This is a genomic window from Paenibacillus sp. SEL1, assembly GCF_054602535.1.
Genome location: NZ_CM137723.1, coordinates 1210553 through 1232898, shown reverse-complemented (window position 1 = coordinate 1232898; position 22346 = coordinate 1210553). Strand labels below are relative to the sequence as shown.

At 54.0% G+C, this 22346-nt stretch carries 4 protein-coding genes; 3 read left to right on the top strand and 1 reads right to left on the bottom strand.

Annotation, left to right across the window (positions count from 1 at the left end):
- Positions 1-3 precede the first annotated feature (3 nt).
- Complete coding sequence (locus ACYCSE_RS05730; RefSeq protein ID WP_459701820.1) at positions 4-17466, top strand: non-ribosomal peptide synthetase; 17463 nt, start codon at positions 4-6, stop codon at positions 17464-17466.
- A 1127-nt stretch (positions 17467-18593) separates the two neighbouring features.
- Here ACYCSE_RS05730 and bglS read toward each other — a convergent pair.
- Positions 18594-19307, bottom strand: a complete 714-nt coding sequence (bglS, locus tag ACYCSE_RS05725) for a beta-glucanase (protein ID WP_061828971.1) — start codon at positions 19305-19307, stop codon at positions 18594-18596.
- A 385-nt stretch (positions 19308-19692) separates the two neighbouring features.
- Between bglS and ACYCSE_RS05720 the strand changes: the two genes are divergently transcribed.
- Positions 19693-21039, top strand: a complete 1347-nt coding sequence (locus tag ACYCSE_RS05720) for a cellulase family glycosylhydrolase (protein ID WP_069290474.1) — start codon at positions 19693-19695, stop codon at positions 21037-21039.
- 306 nt (positions 21040-21345) lie between these two features.
- Positions 21346-22323 (top strand): LacI family DNA-binding transcriptional regulator, encoded by a 978-nt coding sequence (locus ACYCSE_RS05715; RefSeq protein ID WP_459701819.1) that lies wholly within the window; start codon positions 21346-21348, stop codon positions 22321-22323.
- Positions 22324-22346: the final 23 nt, after the last annotated feature.

The window sequence follows — 22346 nt, the reverse complement described above, 5'->3', positions numbered from 1 at the left end:
GATGTGAGAGAGAATACCAACGAGCAATATGGATTAACGCAAGCCCAGCGCCGAATATGGTTCATGGAAATTATGAATCCGGGAACGTCCATCACGATGCTTTCCGCGACCTACCAGATTACGGGCGAGATCAACACACAGCTTCTGGAGCAAGCGGCGGCAGAGATCGTCAAAACCTATGACGTTTTCCGAATCCGCATTAGCGGGGATTTGCAAAATCCAACGCAGTGGTTCGAAGAGCTGGAGAATGTCCAAGCTAGGATAAGCCGTCTCGAAATAGGCACAACCGAACAGTTCTATGCTTGGGTGAAAGAAGTAAGCGAAAAACCGGCCAGCGTGTTCGACGAACACCTCTACCAATTTACGATTATCCATTTTGCGAACGGCCAAGTATGGCTCAATTTGACGGTAAATCATATTATCGCCGACGGCTTGTCCGTCAATGCTTTGCTGCATGCGGTGATGGAAAAATACCTGGAACTGCGCAAAGGCATCTCCAGCAGTTACCAGCCCCCTACCTATCTGGATTATATTTCCGCGGAGCGTGAATATGAGCAATCGCAGCGTTATCAAAAAGGCAAGGAATACTGGCTGACGAAGTACAACACTTTGCCTGAAACGACCGGCATTAAATCGTATCCGCCATTCTCGATCGGCAGCGAATCCAATAAACTGGCCATCACTTTGGACGGTTCCCGGTATGAACGCATTCTGGCCTTCAGCGAACAATATCAGGTCAGCTTATATACGTTATTTCTGTCCGCCATGTACGCCTTATTGTACAAGCTGACCGACAGCACCGATGTTCCGGTCGGCACGGTTTTCGCCAATCGCACCAGCAAGAAGGAAAAAGAAACGATCGGCATGTTCGTCAGCACCGTGGCTACGCGGATTCGTCTGAATCCAGACGGGCACGTGCTTTCCTTGATCCAAACGGTTTCCAAGGAAAATACGGCGGATCTGCGGTATCAGAAATACCCTTATAACCAATTGATCCAGGATTTACGCGAACAACACGGCCGCAACGATCTTTCGGGGCTGTTCCGCACGTCTCTGGAATATCTGCCTTTGAAAATCGTGGAGTACGAAGAAATCAAGGTACGCCTGGAGGCTCACTTCGCTAGGCACGAGATGGACGATTTGCTGCTGCGCTTCGACCATATGCTAAATGAAGGCCATGTAATTCTCCATGCTTCCTATCGTACCGGCCTGTTCGAGACGGCCGAGATTGATCGGATTATGGAACAGTATGTAACCGTTCTGGACCAGTTCCTTCAGACTCCCGAACTGCCGATACGCGAGATTTCTCTGCTGAGCGATGAGGAGAGACACCGCATTCTCAACGTTTTTAACCCGCCGATAGCAGGGCTGAGCGAGGGAGAAGCGTTTCATCGGTATGTTGAAAAGTTTGCCCGGGAAATTCCAGATCATCCGGCAGTCGTCTACATGGACAAACAGCTGACCTACGGCGAATTGAACGAACGCGCCGAGCGGCTGGCTTCTCTCCTTCGCGAACAGGGCGTGGGAAGGGAGACGATTACGGGGATCTGGGCGGAGCGTTCGGTGGAACTGCTGGTCGGGGTGCTCGCCGTTTGGAAAGCCGGCGGAGCCTATGTACCGCTGGACCCCGATTATCCGGCGGAGCGGATTGAGTACATGCTCAGCGATAGCGATGCATCGGTGCTGCTTACGCAGCGTCATCTGTTGGAGCGGGCCAGAGGTTGGTTGGCCGATGACCAGCTGAAGCTTCAAGCTGTCTATGCCATGGACGATGAACAGATTTATAACGGGGATGCCTTAACCGTGGAATTTGAATCTGCCGACAGCGCCCCGCAAGACTTGGCTTATGTGATTTACACCTCGGGTACGACGGGACGCCCGAAAGGCGTCATGATCGAGCACGGTAGTCTCGTGAATACGGCAGATGCGTACCGTCGCGAGTACCGGTTGGATCAGTTTCCGGTGCGGCTGCTCCAGCTGGCCAGCTTCTCATTTGACGTGTTCGTCGGAGACATCGCGCGGACGCTGTATAACGGAGGCACGATGGTGATTGTGCCGAAGGATGACCGGATTGATCCGAACCTCTTATACGGCTGGATTCGGGACCAAAACATTACGGTATTCGAATCGACGCCTGCGCTCATCCTGCCGTTCATGCAGTATATTTATGAAGAAGGGCTGAACGTTAGCTCCATGCAGTTGCTGATTACCAGCTCGGATGCTTGCAGTGTCACCGATTACCGATTGCTGCAGGAAAGATTCGGCGGACAATTCCGCATCATCAACAGCTATGGCGTTACCGAAGCGGCCATTGACAGCAGCTTTTACGGTGAGCCGCTGGATAAGCTGCCGCCGTCGGGGCATGTGCCGATCGGCAAAGCTTGGCTGAACGCCCGGTTTTACATTGTCGATGCCGCGTTAAAGCCGGTTCCTGTAGGGGTTCCGGGCGAGCTTGTCATCGGCGGCGCCGGGGTGGCGCGCGGGTACTGGAACCGTCCGGACCTAACCGCTGAGAAGTTTGCGGACAGCCCGTTTGTGCCGGGCGAACGTCTGTACCGGACAGGCGATTTGGCCCGCTGGCTGGAAGACGGCAACGTCGACTTCATCGGCCGGATCGACTATCAAGTGAAAATTCGCGGGTTCCGGATCGAACTCGGCGAAATTGAAACGGCCCTGCTGCGTTTCCCGGGCGTCAAGCAGGCTGTGGTGACCGATCGTACGGATGAGCAGGGGCAAAAGTATTTGTGCGGCTACGTGGCGGCGGATGTTTCTTTGCAGCTGAGCGATCTGCTGTCCCAATTGAAGCAAGAGCTGCCGGCCCATATGGTCCCGGCCCGGCTGGTGTCTCTTGATAAGCTTCCGCTCACGCCGAACGGCAAAATTGACCGTAAAGCGCTGCCTGAACCGACCGGAGAGGTAGAAGCAGGCCGTGAGTATGTGGCTCCTCGCACAACGCTGGAAACAAGACTTGCTCTCATTTGGCAGCAGGTGCTGGGTATTGCGCGAGTTGGAGTCCAAGACGATTTCTTTGACTTGGGTGGTCATTCCTTGCGGGCCTCCACGCTTGTTTCCAAGATTCGGAAAGAGCTGCAAGTCGAGGTTCCGCTGCGGGAAGTTTTCCGCTACACCACGATCGAACAGCTGGCCCAAAGAATCGGCGGTTTAAGGCAACAGGAGACGTATGAGATTACAAAGGCGGCTGAGGCCGAGTACTATCCGGTTTCATCCGAGCAAAAGCGTCTGTACGTCCTGCGCCAGCTTGATGGGGCCGAGCGCAGCTACAATATGTCGGCGGCGCTTCTTCTCGAAGGCAAGCTGGACCGCACGCGCGTCGAGCACGCGTTCCGGGCGCTGATTCAGCGCCATGAGACGCTGCGTACCGGGATCGAGCAGGTTCAAGGCGAGCTTGTCCAGCGCATCTATGACGAGGTGGAGTTTGCTGTAGATTATTTTCAAGCGAGCGAGCGGGAAGTGGAGCAAGTGGTGGAAGCTTACTATCACCCGTTTGATCTGACCAAGCCGCCACTTCTCCGCATCGGCCTGATCGAAGTCGCCGAGGATCGCCACATTCTGCTGTTCGATATGCACCATATCGTCTCGGACGGCATTTCGACAGCGCTGCTCTTCGACGAGTTCAGCCGCTTGTATCGGGGCGAGGAGCTGGCCCCGCTGCGCATTCAATACAAAGATTATGCCGTTTGGCAGCATTCCGAAGCTTACGGGCAGCTGCTCCAGCCGCAGAAGGAGTATTGGCTGGAACAGCTGTCGGGCGAGCTGCCGGTCTTGGAGCTACCGACGGACTTCCCGCGGCCTGCGGTGCAAAGCTTTGACGGCCGAACCGTGAAGTTTTATATCGGGAAAGATCGGACGGAGAAGCTGAAAGAGCTGGCGGCACGGACAGGGACGACCCTGTACATGGTGCTGCTGTCGGCTTACACCATCCTTATGCATAAATATTCGGGTCAGGAAGATCTGATCGTAGGCACGCCGATTGCCGGAAGAACGCAGGAAGAAGTGCAGCCGATCGTAGGGATGTTTATCAACACGCTGGCCATTCGCAGCCGTCCGGAGCGTTCCAAGCCGTACCTTTCGTACCTGGAAGAAATCAAGGACATCACGCTCGGGGCTTTCGAACACCAAAATTATTTGTTCGAAGACTTGGTGGAAAGTCTTCACATTCCGCGCGCGACCGGCCGGAATCCGCTCTTTGACACGTTCTTCTCCCTACAAAATACGGAGAACGAGCAAATTGTCATCGAGGGGCTGGAGCAATCGTTTTATCCACTGGAAAACCAAACATCCAAGTTCGAGCTGCTCCTGGATATTTCGGAGCTGGACGGTCAGCTCGAATGCCGGTTGGAGTACGCTACGGCTTTGTATAAACAAGAGACCGCGGAGCGGTTCGCCAGACATTATGACAAGCTGCTCGAAACCATCGCAGCAGCGCCGGACGGGGATATTGCCTCGCTGGAAATGCTCACGGAGGAGGAAATCCGCGAGTTGGTGCGCGGTTTCAACGATTCGGAGGCGGACTACCCGCGGCAGCAGACGATTCACGGCTTGTTCGAAGAGCAGGCGGAGCTTTACCCGGACAACGTGGCCGCCGTCATGAACGAGCGGCAGCTGACCTACCGCGAGCTGAACGAGCGATCCAACCGCCTTGCGCGAAAGCTGCGGGAGACGGGAGTAGAAGCGGACCAGCTGGTAGCGATTCTGGCCGAACGCTCGCTCGATATGGTTGTCGGCATTCTGGCGATTCTCAAAGCGGGCGGAGCATACGTGCCTGTCGATCCCGACTACCCGGAGGAGCGCATCCGCTTCATGATCGAGGATTCGGGCGCGCCATTATTGCTGATTCAAAAGCATCTGCACGAGAAGACCGACTTCGCAGGAACGCGCCTCGAATTGGACGATTTCGTTTGGGGCGACAGAGGGGCGGACTCCGCCGATGCGCTGGACGCTTCGAACCTGGAGCCGATTTCCGGGCCGGGTAACCTGGCTTATGTCATCTACACGTCGGGAACGACCGGCAGACCGAAAGGAACGCTGATCGAGCATAAGAACGTCGTGCGTCTCCTGTTCAACGACAAGAACCTGTTCGACTTCGGGCCGTCCGACACGTGGACGCTGTTCCACTCGTTCTGCTTCGATTTCTCCGTCTGGGAAATGTACGGAGCGCTGCTGTACGGAGGCAAGCTGGTCATCGTACCACCGCTCACGGCGAAAAATCCGGCCGATTTCCTGGCGCTGCTGGGCCGCGAACAGGTCACGATTTTGAACCAGACGCCAACGTACTTCTACCAGCTGCTACGTGAGGTCTTGGCGGATCATCCGTACGATCTGCGGATTCGCAACGTCATCTTCGGGGGCGAAGCGCTGAGTCCGCTGCTGCTCAAGGGCTTCAAGACGAAGTACCCGGAGACGAAGCTGATCAATATGTACGGCATTACGGAGACGACGGTTCACGTTACGTATAAGGAAATCACGTGGGTCGAAATGGAGGCGGCGAAGAGCAATATCGGCAAGCCGATCCCGACGCTGAGCGTGTACGTCCTTGATGAAAACCGCCGCCCTGTGCCGATCGGCGTAGCGGGCGAAATGTATGTGGCCGGGGAAGGCCTTGCGAGAGGATACCTGAACCGTCCGGATCTGACGGCGGAGAAGTTCGTCGATTCCCCGTTTGCGGAGGGGGAGAAACTGTACCGCTCGGGCGACTTGGCGGCTTGGCTGCCGGACGGCAACATCGAATACCTGGGCCGGATCGATCATCAGGTGAAAATCCGCGGCTACCGGATCGAGCTGGACGAAATCGAGACGCAGCTACTGAACGTCGAGGGCGTGGAAGAAGCGGTGGTGCTCGCCCGTCAGGACGGCGGGGGCGAGAAGGCGCTTGTCGCCTACTTTGTGGCGGACCGGACGCTGACGGTCAGCGAAATGAGAACCTCGCTGGCCCAGGAAATGCCGGGGTACATGATCCCGTCGTACTTCGTGCAGCTGGAGCGCATGCCGCTGACGTCCAACGGAAAAGTGGACCGCAAAGCGCTGCCGGAGCCGCAAGGCGGCTTGCAAACGGGCGTCGAATACGTAGCGCCGCGTAACCGGACGGAGTCCCAGCTTGTGAAGATCTGGGAGGAAGTGCTGGGCTACTCCGGCATTGGAGTCCTGGACAATTTCTTCGAGCTCGGAGGCCACTCCTTGCGGGCGACGAACCTTGTCAGCAAGATTCAGAAGGAAATGAACGTCGAACTTCCGCTGCGCGATGTGTTCCGCTATACGACGATAGAGTCGATGGCCGGGGCTATTGCCAGCTTGGAAGAAACGCGGCACAGCTCGATTCCGAAAGCGGAAGAGAAAGCGTACTATCCGGTTTCCTCCGCGCAAAAAAGGCTGTACGTCCTGCACCAGCTGGATGGCTCGGAGCTGAATTACAACCTCCCAAGTGCCTTGCAGTTGGAAGGGGCTTTGAACGAGGCCAAAGTGGAAAAGGCGCTGACAACTTTGGTGGCCCGGCATGATATGCTGCGTACCGGTTTTGAAATCGTGAATGGGGAGCCGGTTCAGCGTATTCATCCGCTCGTAGCTTTCAAGGTCGAGAAGCTTCAAGCAAGCGAAGATCAGGTTGCGGCCATTCTTGAAGGCTTCATTCAGCCTTTTGACTTGACCCAGCCGCCTTTGCTGCGCGCCCTGCTGATCGAACTGGAGAAAGAGAAATTCCTGCTCGCGCTGGATATTCATCATATTGGTTCCGACGGCCTTTCCATGGACGTGCTGCTGCGCGAATTCGTGCGGCTTTACAATGGGGAAGAATTGCCGGAGCTGCGGATTCAATATAAGGATTACGCCGTTTGGCAGCAATCCGAGGAGCAGCGCCAGCGCATCAAACGGCAGGAGGAATACTGGCGCGGGGTATTCAGCTCCGAGCTTCCGGTTCTTGAGCTGCCTCTCGACTTCTCCCGCCCGGCCGTCCAGCAGTTTGACGGTCAAACGCTCACGTTTACGCTGGATGCGGAGAAAAGCGAAGATCTCAAACGGCTTGCCGGCGATTCGGGGGCGACGCTGTACATGCTTCTGCTGGCTGCGTACTCCGTATTGCTTCATAAATACGCGGGACAGGAAGATATAGTGGTCGGCACTCCGATTGCCGCCCGTTCTCACGCCGACCTGCAGCCGATTATCGGCATGTTCGTCAATACGCTGGCCCTTCGCTTGGGTCCGGCGGCGGAGCGGACGTTCCTGGATTACTTGCAGGAAGTGAAGGAAACGACGCTTGGATCCTACGAGCACCAGGACTATCCGTTCGAGGAGCTGGTGGAAGCTCTTCAGGTGAGCCGGGATTTAAGCCGGAATCCTCTGTTTGACACCATGTTTTCTTTGCAAAAACACGAAAGCTTGGATTTAACCATGGAAGGCTTGCAATGGTCGCTGTTCGACATCGAGGAAAAGACGGCAAAGTTTGATCTTAGCCTTGATATCGTGGAAGCCGATAACGAGCTGGTTTGCAAGATCGAGTACGCTACCTCGTTGTTTAGACAGGAAACGATGGTACGGCTGGCGGGTCATTACGAGCAGCTATTGGCGTCGATCCTGGCTCAGCCGGGTGCGCGGATTTCGGATTTGGATATCTTGACGGACAGCGAAAAGCATGATTTGCTGGTCGGGTTTGACGTGTCGTCTTCGGCTCTTGCGAAGCAACCCGCCGCAGAGGGTACAGGTTTGGAAGCGGATGAGTCGTGGAGAGAGAGAACGTTCCACGAGCTGTTCGAGGAGCAGGCGGAGCGCACTCCGGGAGCGCTGGCGGTTGTCTACGAAGACAGCAAGCTGACGTATGCGGAGCTGAACGCCAAAGCGAATCGTCTGGCGTATGCACTGCGGGCGCGCGGGGTGAAGCCGGAGCAGGTGGTCGGCATTCTGGCCGGCCGTTCGGCGGAGCTGTTGATCGGGGTGCTCGCCGTATGGAAAGCGGGCGGCGCTTATGTGCCGCTCGACCCGGACTATCCGGCGGAGCGGATCGAGTATATGCTCGCGGACAGCGGGGCGTCGGTGCTGCTCACACAGACCCGCCTGCTGGAGCAGGCGGAAGCTTGGCGCAGCGACGGAGCTCTAGTGCTGCAAACGGTGCTTGCGCTTGACGACGCCGCGACGTACAGCCTCGGAGCGGCTTTGGGCGAAGCAGGCGCGGAGGCGGAGGCTTTGGCGCAAGCGGAAACGGCTTCTGCCGAAACTTCCGCCACGGCAGAAGCCGAGAAGAACGTACTAGCGGCGGATCTCGCATCGAATCCGGCGAATGTGAACAAGCCGCGCGATTTGGCTTACGTCATCTACACCTCCGGTACGACGGGCAAGCCGAAGGGCGTGATGATCGAGCACCGCAGCCTGGTGAACACGGCGGCGGGCTACCGGCGGGAATACCGCCTGGATCAGTTCCCGATCCGGCTGCTGCAGCTCGCCAGCTTCTCGTTCGACGTGTTCGTCGGCGACATTGCGCGGACGCTGTACAACGGCGGCACGATGGTCATCGTGCCGAAGGACGACCGGATTGATCCAACCCGCCTCTACGGCTGGATTCGCGACTACGCCGTGACGGTATTCGAATCGACTCCGGCGCTGATCGTGCCGTTCATGGAGCATGTGCATGCCGAGAGTCTGGAGCTCAGCTCGATGCAGTTGCTGATCACAAGCTCGGATGCGTGCAGCGTAGCGGATTACCGCACCTTGCAGGAGCGCTTCGGCTCGCAGTTCCATATTATTAACAGCTACGGCGTAACGGAAGCGGCGATTGACTCCAGCTTCTATGACGAGCCGCTGGAGAAGCTGCCGAAGACGGGCAGCGTGCCGATCGGGAAAGCGTGGCTGAACGCCAAGTTCTACATCGTGGATGCGAATCTGAAGCCGGTGCCGATCGGGGTGTTGGGCGAGCTGGTTATCGGCGGAGCGGGTGTGGCCCGCGGTTACTTGAACCGCCCGGATTTGACGGCGGAGAAATTCGTAGACAGCCCGTTCGCCGCTGGGGAGCGGCTGTACCGGACGGGCGACCTGGCGCGCTGGATGCCGGACGGCAACGTGGACTTCATCGGCCGGATCGACAACCAGGTGAAAATTCGCGGCTATCGGATCGAGCTTGGTGAAATTGAAGCGAAGCTGCTGAGTGTAGGTGGCGTGAAGGAAGCGGTCGTCGTCGTCAGGGAAGATCAAGAAGGTCAGAAAGCTTTGTGCGCTTATTATACAGCGGAAGAAGGCTTGACGGCGGCGGACCTGAAGCGGGCGATTGCCAGCGAGCTGCCGGGGTACATGATCCCGTCGTACTTCGTGGAGCTGGAGCGCCTGCCTCTGACGCCGAACGGAAAGATCGACCGGAAGGCGCTGCCGGCACCGGAAGGGGGAGCAAGCGGAGGCCGCGAATACGTGGCGCCGCGCACCGAACTGGAGGCGAAGCTGGCCGCCATTTGGCAGGATGTGCTTGTTCGGGAGAAGACGGTAGGCGTAACGGACAACTTCTTCGACCTCGGCGGACACTCCCTGCGGGCGACGACGCTTGTCAGCAAAATGCATAAGGAGCTAGGCATTGAATTCCCGCTTCGCGACGTATTCCGCTACTCGACGGTTGAGGAAATGGCCGCGGCTATGGAGCGGCTGGAGATCGGCTCGTTCACGGCTATTCCGGCTGCGGAACCTAGCGAGTATTATCCGCTCTCTTCCGCTCAGAAACGTCTCTATATCTTGAACCAGCTGGAAGGAGCCGAGCTGAGCTACAACATACCGGGAGCTATGCTGCTCGAAGGGGAGCTCGACCGGCAGCGGTTTGAAAAAGCGTTCCGCGGGCTCGTAGCTCGTCATGAAACGCTGCGTACCGGCTTTGAGATGGTAAAAGGCGAAGCGGTTCAGCGGATTTACGAAGAAGCCGCCTTCCAGGTGGAATATGTGCAGATCAGCGGGGAGCAGGCGGAAGAAACGGTGCGCCAATTCGTTCGTCCGTTTGATCTAGCGAAGCCGCCACTTCTGCGGGTAGGCCTTGCCGAACTGGCGCCGGACCGGCACATTCTAATGTTCGATACGCATCATATCGTATCTGACGGCGTTTCGATTGACGTACTGATCGAAGAGTTCGTCCGCTTGTACAGCGGGGAGCAGATGGAGCCGCTCCGCATTCAGTACAAAGATTATGCGGTATGGCAGCAATCGAACGAGCAGAAAGCTCAGCTTGCCAAGCAGGAAGCCTACTGGCTCGACATGTTCCGCGGAGAGCTGCCGGTTTTGGAATTGCCGACGGACTATCCGCGCCCGGCTATGCAGAGCTACGAGGGCCGCACGCTGCAATTGTTTATGCATAGCGAGAAAAGCGAGGGTCTGAAACGGCTTGCAGCCGAGAACGGCGCAACGCTTTACATGGTTCTGCTTGCTGGTTATACAATATTATTGAATAAATATACAGGGCAAGAAGACGTGGTGGTCGGTACGCCAATTGCGGGAAGAAATCACAGTGACGTTCAGCCGCTGATCGGGATGTTCGTCAATACCCTGGCCATCCGCAGTTATCCGGCTGCCGGTAAGACGTTCCTTGACTACTTGAAGGAAATCAAGGAGACGACGCTGGGCGCTTTTGAACATCAGAATTATCCGTTTGAGGAACTGGTGGATAAGGTGAACGTGGCTCGCGATTTAAGCCGCAATCCGCTATTCGATACGATGTTTGCTTTGCAGAATACAGAGAATTTGGAAATCCAGCTTCCCGGACTCCATTTGTCGACGTATGCCAGTGAAGAAATTGTTTCTAAATTCGATCTCAGCTTGGACGTCACGGAGATCGAGGAAGGCTTGGAATATCTGTTTGAATACGCCACTGCTCTTTATAAAACCGAAACGGTGGAGAAATTGGCCGCTCACTACTTGCAGCTGCTTGAATCCATTCTCCGCAACCCGTCGGCGACTATTGCCGAGCTGGGCATTTTGACACCGGCGGAAAAAGAGCAAATTCTCGGCGCGTTTCACCCGGCGCAGCGGGAAGCGGCTCCTGCGGCCGCGTTCCACCGGCTGTTCGAGGAACAGGCGGAGCGCACGCCGGAAGCGGCAGCTGTCGTGTACGAGAGTGACCGGCTGACATATGCGGAGCTGAACGAGCGGGCGAACCGCTTGGCGGCTACGCTGCGCGCAAGCGGCATCGGCCGGGAGTCGATCGTCGGTATTCTCGCCGAGCGTTCGGTGGACTTGCTGGTGGCCGTGCTGGCCGTCTGGAAAGCGGGCGGGGCGTATGTGCCGCTCGACCCGGATTATCCGGCGGACCGCGTGCGGTTCATGCTCGAAGACAGCGGAGCGAAGGTACTGCTGACGCAAACGGCGCTGCGAGAGCGTGCCGAAGCCTGGCTCGGCGAAGAGGAACTGGCGCTGGCGGCGGTGCTGTACCTCGACGACGAAACTTCGTACAGCGAGGAGCGGACGAATGCGCCGATTGGCTCCGGCAAGCTGACGGATGTTGTGGACGACGGCGATGAGAGCCATCAGAATGTTGGCACCGACAGCTTCCATGAAGCCCGTCCAGAGGACCTGGCGTACGTGATCTACACGTCGGGAACGACGGGCAAGCCGAAGGGCGTGATGATCGAGCACCGCAGCCTGGTGAATACGGCGGCGGGCTACCGGCGGGAATACCGGTTGGATCAGTTCCCGGTGCGGCTGCTGCAGCTCGCAAGCTTCTCGTTCGACGTGTTCGTGGGAGATATCGCGCGGACGCTGTACAACGGAGGCACGATGGTGATTGTGCCGAAGGACGACCGGATCGATCCGTCTCGTCTGCACCACTGGATTGAACGGGAGCGGGTCACCATCTTCGAATCGACGCCGGCGCTGATCGTGCCGTTCCTGGAGTACGTGCACGAGCAGCGGCTGGACATGAGCCGGTTGGAGCTGTTGATCACGAGCTCGGACAGCTGCAGCGTGGCGGATTACCGGACCTTGCAGGAACGCTTCGGTTCGTTGTTCCGGATCATTAACGCATACGGCGTGACGGAAGCGGCGATCGACTCCAGCTTCTACGACGAGGAGCTGGCGAAGCTGCCGCAGACAGGCAATGTGCCGATCGGCAAAGCGTGGCTGAATGCTAAATTCTACATCGTGGATGCGCATCTGAACCCGGTGCCGGTCGGGGTGCTGGGCGAGCTGGTCATCGGCGGAGTCGGAGTGGCGCGCGGGTACTTGAACCGTCCGGAGCTGACGGAAGAGAAGTTCGTAGACAGCCCGTTCGCCGCGGGCGAGCGGCTGTACCGCACGGGAGACTTGGCGCGGTGGATGGAGGACGGCAACGTGGACTTCATCGGCCGGATCGACAACCAGGTGAAAATCCGGGGGTACCGGATTGAGACGGGCGAAATCGAAGCGAAGCTGCTGAGTGTAGGTGGCGTGAAGGAAGCGGTCGTCGTCGTCAGGGAAGATCAAGAAGGTCAGAAAGCTTTGTGTGCTTATTATACAGCGGAAGAAGGCTTGACGGCGGCGGACCTGAAGCGGGCGATTGCCAGCGAGCTGCCGGGTTACATGATCCCGTCGTACTTCGTGGAGCTGGAGCGCTTGCCTCTGACGCCGAACGGAAAGATCGACCGGAAGGCGCTGCCGGCACCGGAAGGGGGAGCAAGCGCAGGCCGCGAATACGTGGCGCCGCGCACCGAACTGGAGGCGAAGCTGGCCGCCATTTGGCAGGATGTGCTTGTTCGGGAGAAGGCGGTAGGCGTAACGGACAACTTCTTCGACCTCGGCGGACACTCCCTGCGGGCGACGACACTTGTCAGCAAAATGCATAAGGAGCTAGGCGTTGAATTCCCGCTTCGCGACGTATTCCGCTACTCGACGGTTGAGGAAATGGCCGCGGCTATGGAGCGGCTGGAGATCGGCTCGTTCACGGCTATTCCGGCTGCGGAACCTAGCGAGTATTATCTGCTCTCTTCCGCACAGAAACGTCTCTATATCTTGAACCAGCTGGAAGGAGCCGAGCTGAGCTACAACATACCGGGAGCTATGCTGCTCGAAGGGGAGCTCGACCGGCAGCGGTTTGAAAAAGCGTTCCGCGGGCTCGTAGCTCGTCATGAAACGCTGCGTACCGGCTTTGAGATGGTAAAAGGCGAAGCGGTTCAGCGGATTTACGAAGAAGCCGCCTTCCAGGTGGAATATGTGCAGATCAGCGGGGAGCAGGCGGAAGAAACGGTGCGCCAATTCGTTCGTCCGTTTGATCTAGCGAAGCCGCCACTTCTGCGGGTAGGTCTTGCCGAACTGGCGCCGGACCGGCACATTCTAATGTTCGATACGCATCATATCGTATCTGACGGCGTTTCGATTGACGTACTGATCGAAGAGTTCGTCCGCTTGTACAGCGGGGAGCAGATGGAGCCGCTCCGCATTCAGTACAAAGATTATGCGGTATGGCAGCAATCGAACGAGCAGAAAGCTCAGCTTGCCAAGCAGGAAGCCTACTGGCTCGACATGTTCCGCGGAGAGCTGCCGGTTTTGGAATTGCCGACGGACTATCCGCGCCCGGCTATGCAGAGCTACGAGGGCCGCACGCTGCAATTGTTTATGCATAGCGAGAAAAGCGAGGGTCTGAAACGGCTTGCAGCCGAGAACGGCGCAACGCTTTACATGGTTCTGCTTGCTGGTTATACAATATTATTGAATAAATATACAGGGCAAGAAGACGTGGTGGTCGGTACGCCAATTGCGGGAAGAAATCACAGTGACGTTCAGCCGCTGATCGGGATGTTCGTCAATACCCTGGCCATCCGCAGTTATCCGGCTGCCGGTAAGACGTTCCTTGACTACTTGAAGGAAATCAAGGAGACGACGCTGGGCGCTTTTGAACATCAGAATTATCCGTTTGAGGAACTGGTGGATAAGGTGAACGTGGCTCGCGATTTAAGCCGCAATCCGCTATTCGATACGATGTTTGCTTTGCAGAATACAGAGAATTTGGAAATCCAGCTTCCCGGACTCCATTTGTCGACGTATGCCAGTGAAGAAATTGTTTCTAAATTCGATCTCAGCTTGGACGTCACGGAGATCGAGGAAGGCTTGGAATATCTGTTTGAATACGCCACTGCTCTTTATAAAACCGAAACGGTGGAGAAATTGGCCGCTCACTACTTGCAGCTGCTTGAATCCATTCTCCGCAACCCGTCGGCGACTATTGCCGAGCTGGGCATTTTGACACCGGCGGAAAAAGAGCAAATTCTCGGCGCGTTTCACCCGGCGCAGCGGGAAGCGGCTCCTGCGGCCGCGTTCCACCGGCTGTTCGAGGAACAGGCGGAGCGCACGCCGGAAGCGGCAGCTGTCGTGTACGAGAGTGACCGGCTGACATATGCGGAGCTGAACGAGCGGGCGAACCGCTTGGCGGCTACGCTGCGCGCAAGCGGCATCGGCCGGGAGTCGATCGTCGGTATTCTCGCCGAGCGTTCGGTGGACTTGCTGGTGGCCGTGCTGGCCGTCTGGAAAGCGGGCGGGGCGTATGTGCCGCTCGACCCGGATTATCCGGCGGACCGCGTGCGGTTCATGCTCGAAGACAGCGGAGCGAAGGTACTGCTGACGCAAACGGCGCTGCGAGAGCGTGCCGAAGCCTGGCTCGGCGAAGAGGAACTGGCGCTGGCGGCGGTGCTGTACCTCGACGACGAAACTTCGTACAGCGAGGAGCGGACGAATGCGCCGATTGGCTCCGGCAAGCTGACGGATGTTGTGGACGACGGCGATGAGAGCCATCAGAATGTTGGCACCGACAGCTTCCATGAAGCCCGTCCGGAGGATCTGGCGTACGTGATCTATACGTCGGGAACGACGGGCAAGCCGAAGGGCGTGATGATCGAGCACCGCAGCCTGGTGAACACGGCGGCGGGCTACCGGCGGGAATACCGGTTGGATCAGTTCCCGGTGCGGCTGCTGCAGCTCGCCAGCTTCTCGTTCGACGTGTTCGTGGGAGATATCGCGCGGACGCTGTACAACGGAGGCACGATGGTGATTGTGCCGAAGGACGACCGGATCGATCCGTCTCGTCTGCACCACTGGATTGAACGGGAGCGGGTCACCATCTTCGAATCGACGCCGGCGCTGATCGTGCCGTTCCTGGAGTACGTGCACGAGCAGCGGCTGGACATGAGCCGGTTGGAGCTGTTGATCACGAGCTCGGACAGCTGCAGCGTGGCGGATTACCGGACCTTGCAGGAACGCTTCGGTTCGTTGTTCCGGATCATTAACGCATACGGCGTGACGGAAGCGGCGATCGACTCCAGCTTCTACGACGAGCCGCTGACGAAGCTGCCGCAGACAGGCAATGTGCCGATCGGCAAAGCGTGGCTGAATGCGAAATTCTACATCGTGGATGCGCATCTGAATCCGGTGCCGGTCGGGGTGCTGGGCGAGCTGGTCATCGGCGGAGTCGGAGTGGCGCGCGGGTACTTGAACCGTCCGGAGCTGACGGAAGAGAAGTTCGTAGACAGCCCGTTCGCCGCGGGCGAGCGGCTGTACCGCACGGGAGACTTGGCGCGGTGGATGGAAGACGGCAACGTGGACTTCATCGGCCGGATCGACAACCAGGCGAAAATCCGGGGCTACCGGATCGAGACGGGCGAGATCGAGTCGCAGCTGCTACGGGTGGAAGGCGTGCGCGAAGCGGTGGTGCTGGTTCGAAGTGATGCGAACGGGCAGAAAGAGCTATGCGCGTACTACACAACGGATGGCGAACTGACGGCGGCAGACCTGAAACGGGCGATCTCCAGGGAGCTGCCGGGTTACATGATCCCGTCGTACTTCGTCGAGCTGGAGCGCCTGCCTCTGACGCCGAACGGGAAAATCGACCGGAAGGCACTGCCGGCGCCGGAAGGGGGAGCAAGCGTAGGCCGCGAATACGTGGCGCCGCGCACCGAACTGGAGGCGAAACTGGTCGCCATCTGGCAGGACGTGCTCGGACCGGTCACGATTGGCGTGACGGACAACTTCTTCGACCTCGGCGGGCATTCCCTGCGGGCGACAACGCTGGTCAGCAAGGTGCACAAGGAGCTGAGCGTGGACCTGCCGCTGCGCGATGTGTTCCGGCACTCGACCATCGAAGCGATGGCCGAAGCGATCAGCCAATTGGAGCGGCAGGAACACCTCTCCATTCCGGTTCTGGATAAGAGGGATTACTATCCGCTTTCCTCCGTGCAAAAACGGCTGTACATCCAGCAGCAGATGGAAGGCGCCGAGCTTAGCTACAACATGTCCGGCATGACGGTTCTCGTCGGGCGCTTGGAACGGAATCAATTCGAGGCGGCGCTCAAAGGATTGATAGCTCGTCACGAAATTTTGCGAACCGGCTTCGAAATGGTCGACGGCGAACCGGTACAACGGATTTATCCGGACTTGAAGTTTGCCGTCGAGTATACGAAAGCGACGGAAAGTGAAACGAAGAGCATCGTAGACGGCTTTGTGCGCGTCTTTGATTTGGAGCGGCCGCCGCTGTTGCGTGTGGGCTTAGTCGAATGGGAAGCGGAACGGCATCTGCTCATGCTGGACATTCATCATATCGTCACGGATGGCATGTCGATGGGCATCTTCGTCGAAGAGCTGCTGCGCCTGTATAACGGTGAGACTCTGGAACCGCTTCGGATTCAATACAAGGAATTCGCCGCTTGGCAGCAGTCCGAACCTGTAAAAGAGCGGCTGAAACGTCAGGAAGCCTACTGGCTGGACGTGCTGGAAGGCGAACTGCCGACGCTTGAACTGCCTACGGACTTTGTCAGACCTGCCGCTCGCAGCTTTGAGGGAGATGTGCTGCCTTTCAGCATCGACAAGCAGATGACCGATAGCTTGCAGCGCATCGCCGATGAGAACGGTGCCACCCTTTATATGGTGTTATTGGCGGCCTATTCAATCCTGCTCAGCAAGTACTCAGGACAAGAAGACTTCATTGTAGGCATACCGGTTTCGGGCCGCACACATGCCGACCTGGAGCCGCTCATCGGAATGTTTGTCAACACTTTGGCGATTCGCCATTATCCGTCCGGGGAGAAGATGTTCCTCGCTTACTTGAACGAAGTCAAAGAAACGATGCTGGGGGCCTACGACCACCAGGATTATCCGTTCGAGGAGCTTGTGAAAAAGCTGCAGGCGCCGCGAGATCAAAGCCGCAATCCTGTATTCGATATCATGTTTGTTCTGGAAACCAAGGAAGATAATGTTCAAAGCTTCGGGGATATCAAGATCGAATCTTATCCGGAAACTCATACGGTTTCCCAATTTGATCTTACCTTGGTCATTTCGTTGCTGGATGAGGGAATGAACGGGCAGTTTGAATATGCCACCAAGTTGTTTACGCGCAATCTGATCGACAATTTCGCTCAGGACCTGCTCGTGATCATCACCCAAATTTGCGAACAGCCTTCGGTGCTGTTGAAGGATATTTCCCTGAACGGGCAATCCGAACAGGAGCAAGATGTGCTAGAGGCCATTGATATTATTTTCTAATCCCTTACCCGGCTTGGGTGTATGCCGTATTTCTCTCGGTACGCATCCTGCCGGGTGTTTTTTTCCAAATGAAAGGGAAAAATCCACCACAGGAATCTGACGTCAAGTGCCGCTGAATAACGATTTCGATTTATTGGAAAATCGACAAAACACAACAGAAATCGTAGTTTACCTTTGGTATACTAAGAATCAAACCATTCCATAAGTTCACTATTTAAAGAATGAAGTAAAATCAAGCTATCATTCGAACAAAAAAAGAGAATTAATAAACTAGCTAGGGATATAATGGCACAGCACTTCTTGAACTCTCACGAACTACAGGGCGGTTAGTTCAAATATATGGACAATGGACTAAAGATGGACAGATTATTAGAGATAATTCTTTGAAAAAGAAAATTGATCATTTAAGCACGTTATATGCGACATTCAGTATATTGAGGAAATGGTTATGAAAATTATATTATCGTAATAGTACAAGTTTCCAACTTTCTTTTTATGGTAATTTGTGGTGGTTTCAGACTTTTTATTTTTCGTGTTTATCACGTGCTCTGGCAACGCAGTAAAATCAACAAACTTGGTTCACGACTTTTTTATCACCTGACAAACTATTGTTTAGTTACATTAAAGTTGGTACCTTTGTAAATCGGGCTTTTTTATTAAATTCAGAGGCTACAGCTTTGGCTCAATCAGTGCGTAGTATAGTTACATGAATCCTTTCCTGTATTGGTGTTTTAAAGTAATTGAAGCAGATGAATTCCAATCACCTACAAACGTATGGGGTAAACTGAGGAGTTATTAAATCCCTGATTATATTCAAGCTGCGCATCGATGATCGCCAGCTTTGAATAGATTTCCGGTGGTTTTCTTCATGGCCGAACATGGCTGAATCAGTGCATCATCAAAAAAACAGCCCCTACAGGGCTGCCAGAGTGTCGAGAAAGTCCAGAGGACTTTTCGACACTTCTATTTTTATATGGGGAGACGCATCTTTTAAAACAAAAATCGATTTAAAACGACCTGAGGATCCTAGTTTTTAGACCACTAAGACAGTTTTAAACCCCCTGCAAAAAAACAGGGGGTTTCTCGACAGCCTGACAGCCCCTACAGGGCTGCTTTTGTACTACGGGCTAATTGCTCGTGTATTTTACCCAATCATATTCAGCGTATAGCGGATTCACTCCATTATACGAACCCAGCCAGTCGTCAACGCCAGTACCATTCCATAAATTCATCATAATCTTGCCTGGCGTGCTTGGTATGTTTGTAGTTGCCGTATGTTTTAAAACCCCGTCAACATACCACTTAATGTACCCTGGCTGCCAATCGAAAGCATAGGTGTGGAAACCTCTTGATGCATCAAAGCCCAGATCAACAATCTTCTCGTGACCACCGACCCCGTTTGTATAATAGTTGAATTGCACTTTTGTCGTGTCTTTGCCTAAAAATTCAATATCTATTTCGTCCCATTGCGTGCCATCAGTAGGTCCCGTATACGTAAAAAAGGAAGATACGATCCCAGTATTTTTAGCAGGCTTCATGCTGACCTCGTATAAGCCGTATCTGTAAGTGTTCGTCGATCGATACTCTCCACAGTCAAATTTATTGTACGCAGAACTTGTTAAGCCAAGCTTCATTTTGCCATCGTTCGTAAAATTGACATTATTGGCACGCCAAGTGCAATTAAACATGTTCCCATTGGAATATCCATCCGCCTTTTGCCATGCACCAGAATTGAAACCATTAAGTGGTTCCCAAAAAACATTCCCCGCATAAACGCTTACCGAAAAAAACAGAGAGACAATACCCGTGACCATTAAAGTGAACCAAGATTTCTTCTTCATTTTACACCTCCATAAAAGATTGACCAAACATGAAAGAAACGGCTGGCAATGATACATTATTTCAAGTATTGGCCGGCTTACCGAAAAAATATAAAAGACTTCCATATTTGGTATCTTCATTGTAGCTTGAAATTGAGGCGTAGACTATAGCAAACTTAACGATAGAAAAATAATTTCAAAAAAACTAAATTTTATCAAGTTGTGGTTTGGAAATGTAAGTTATACAATTAGATGCAAGAAATACAAATAAACGTTATAATCTTCCATTAAGGGAGGTGATGATTTTGCAATAGGATAGACTCAGGAAGCGCAGCCACTACATGTTTATACCATTTTATTCTTTTGGCATAATAGTCAATTAAATTTTTGAGGAGGAGGCCTTTCTTTGAAAAAATTAGGTATGGTATGTAAAATAGTTCTGATACTTGTATTCATATTGCCTTTAAAACCGGTGTTTGACCAACATATAGATGCATGGTCAGGTATGCCCATGGGAGAGCTCCATGTCAGGGGCAATCAATTGGTGAACAGCAGCGGAAAACCTGTTGTTTTGAGTGGCTGGCATCAGCCGTCGGGAGCATACTGGACCTATCAAAATAGTAATTATTATCTCAAATTGAATGGTAACAATCGTCATGCAGCAATTTTGGCTTATTTGAAGGATATCACCGACACCTTTACAGACACCAGACCGAAGTATGGAAGCAACCACGGTTGGTATATGAATCAGGTCCGATTGTTTATTGACCGCCAGGATATGGGAGATGTGGCCGCAGGGTCATACAACTTCGCCGGTTTACAGGCAGTTACACAAAATGTGATTATTCCATACATCAATTATGCGAAAACAAAGGGCGTTTATGTTACCCTTGGTCTTGATTTCACTTTGGCTAACGACCAGGGTACAACACAATCCAATTTGGACAAATTTAATCAAATCTGGGGGTATCTTGCCTCGCAGCCTGCTATTAATAGCGCGGATAACGTCATGTTTGAACTGATCAACGAGCCAATTAAGTCGTATGCGAATGGGCATTGGGGAGGCTATCCCGGCGAGAATGATTTTCTTGACCATTGGAATGATCTGAGAAGATTCCAGAACTCTATCATTTCCACGATTCGAAGTAAAGGAGCGGATAATGTCATCTGGGCTGCAGGACTTGGATACAACCAATTTTACAGCCCGGTGGCAAAACACCCGCTGACAGACCCCTTGAACAACTACGGCTATGCTGTCCACTGGTATCCAGGCTACGGAGCTTATGATAACAAGGACAAGCTGCAATCGCAATGGAATTCCAACATTAAGGCGGCAGCTCAAGCCTATCCAATAAATGTTACAGAATTTACCTGGTTCAAGACACAACCCGGCGATTCAGAGTACTGGAATTTGTTTAACGGCTCTAATGATGGATTTGGGAAAAACACGAAGTCCATTTTTACAGCAGCCGGTAATGTCAGCATGACCGCACACATGAATGGCTTTCTGCTGGAATCTGGAGCAAGGAGTTCATTTGCGGACCCAACAGCAGGGTTAAAGTGGGATGGCGATACCCGACGTCAGGCGATGGCCCGCTTCTTGTTTAACTGGTACTATGAGCGTGCACAGGCCTATCCGAGAGCACTACTCCAGAACAGTGAATCAGCAACGGATAATGTGCCTGCGGATGCACCGACTGATGTGCTTACAGATACATACATTAATGCACCGACTGACGCACAATCAGAATGATGTTAATACTTTCAGCTACCGACAGCCTATCCAATTGGATAGGCTGTCGTATTATTTTATAGAAATGAGAACTCAAAATCACTCGGCAGGCGGTGAACAAATGGAAGAAGAAAGCTCTTCGCGAATTATGTATGATGATCAGTTTATGAAGTTAGTAGAACTTGCTGTAACCTCTAATTTGGGATTCGCAAAGTTCAGTCACCTAACATTTACGTCCATTTTTAGGCTTCCGTTATGTAAGGTTGTTGAAATGATGAGGAGAGAGTATAGTTTGTATGTATTTATTTTGTGCGGGAAGAGGTTAATATGGCGACAATTCATGATGTAGCATTAAAAGCGGGCGTGTCGGTCACAACAGTATCCCGTGTAATGAACAACCGGGGATATATTAGCGAAACTACACGCAAAAAAGTGTTCGACGCAATGGAGGAACTTAATTATCAACCGAATGAAATAGCACGATCCCTATTGCGCAAGCAGTCTAATATTATTGGCCTGATTATTCCCGATGTCTCGCATCCTTTCTTCAGTGAGCTTGCCAATCAGGTTGAGTTCTATGCCTATCAGGAAAACTGTAAGGTCCTGCTGTGCAATTCCCATATGGATCCCGTGAAGGAAAAAGTGTATATCGATATGTTGAAGCGGAACCGGGTGGATGGCATCATTATGGGTAGCCATACATTAGAAGTAGAAGAGTACCGACATTTGAATTCACCGATTGTGACATTTGATAGACAGATTGACCCGTGTATTCCTTACATATCCTCGGATAATTATCGCGGAGGCGAGCTGGCTTCAGAGCTGCTCATTAGCAAAGGCTGTCAGAAAATTGCGCATATATGCGGAAATCTGGAGCTGAATATGCTGTCCAATGAGCGGACCAAAGCATTCCGAGATGTCGTGGGCAGGGATGGTGTCCAGCATGTGATCGTTCAAACAGACTTGAATGTGTTCGACCAAAAGGAGTACGAGCGAATCATTTCAAAACTCGTTCATGAACATCCCGATGTTGATGGAGTGTTCGCAACAAGTGATATTATTGCGGCTTTTGCGCTGAAAGAATATATTCGCGCTGGAAGGCATGTGCCAGAGAATGTGCGCATTGTAGGCTTCGATGATGTAAGCGTTGCTTCCTGGCTGACGCCGGAACTTACATCGGTAAGACAGCCGATTGCAGACATCGGCAGACTGGCGGTCGAGCTGATCCGCAGGCAGGCGGAAGGGGAGCAGGTACAACCTGTCAATCTGCTGCCTGTTGAACTAATTGAGCGTGCAACGACCTGAATGAAAATCTGTTCCTCTAACAA

Excerpts from the sequence above, each read along its gene's own strand:
- bglS (WP_061828971.1), bottom strand. The coding sequence starts at position 19,307 with ATGAAGAAGAAATCTTGGTTCACTTTAATGGTCACGGGTATTGTCTCT.
- ACYCSE_RS05715 (WP_459701819.1), top strand. The coding sequence starts at position 21,346 with ATGGCGACAATTCATGATGTAGCATTAAAAGCGGGCGTGTCGGTCACA.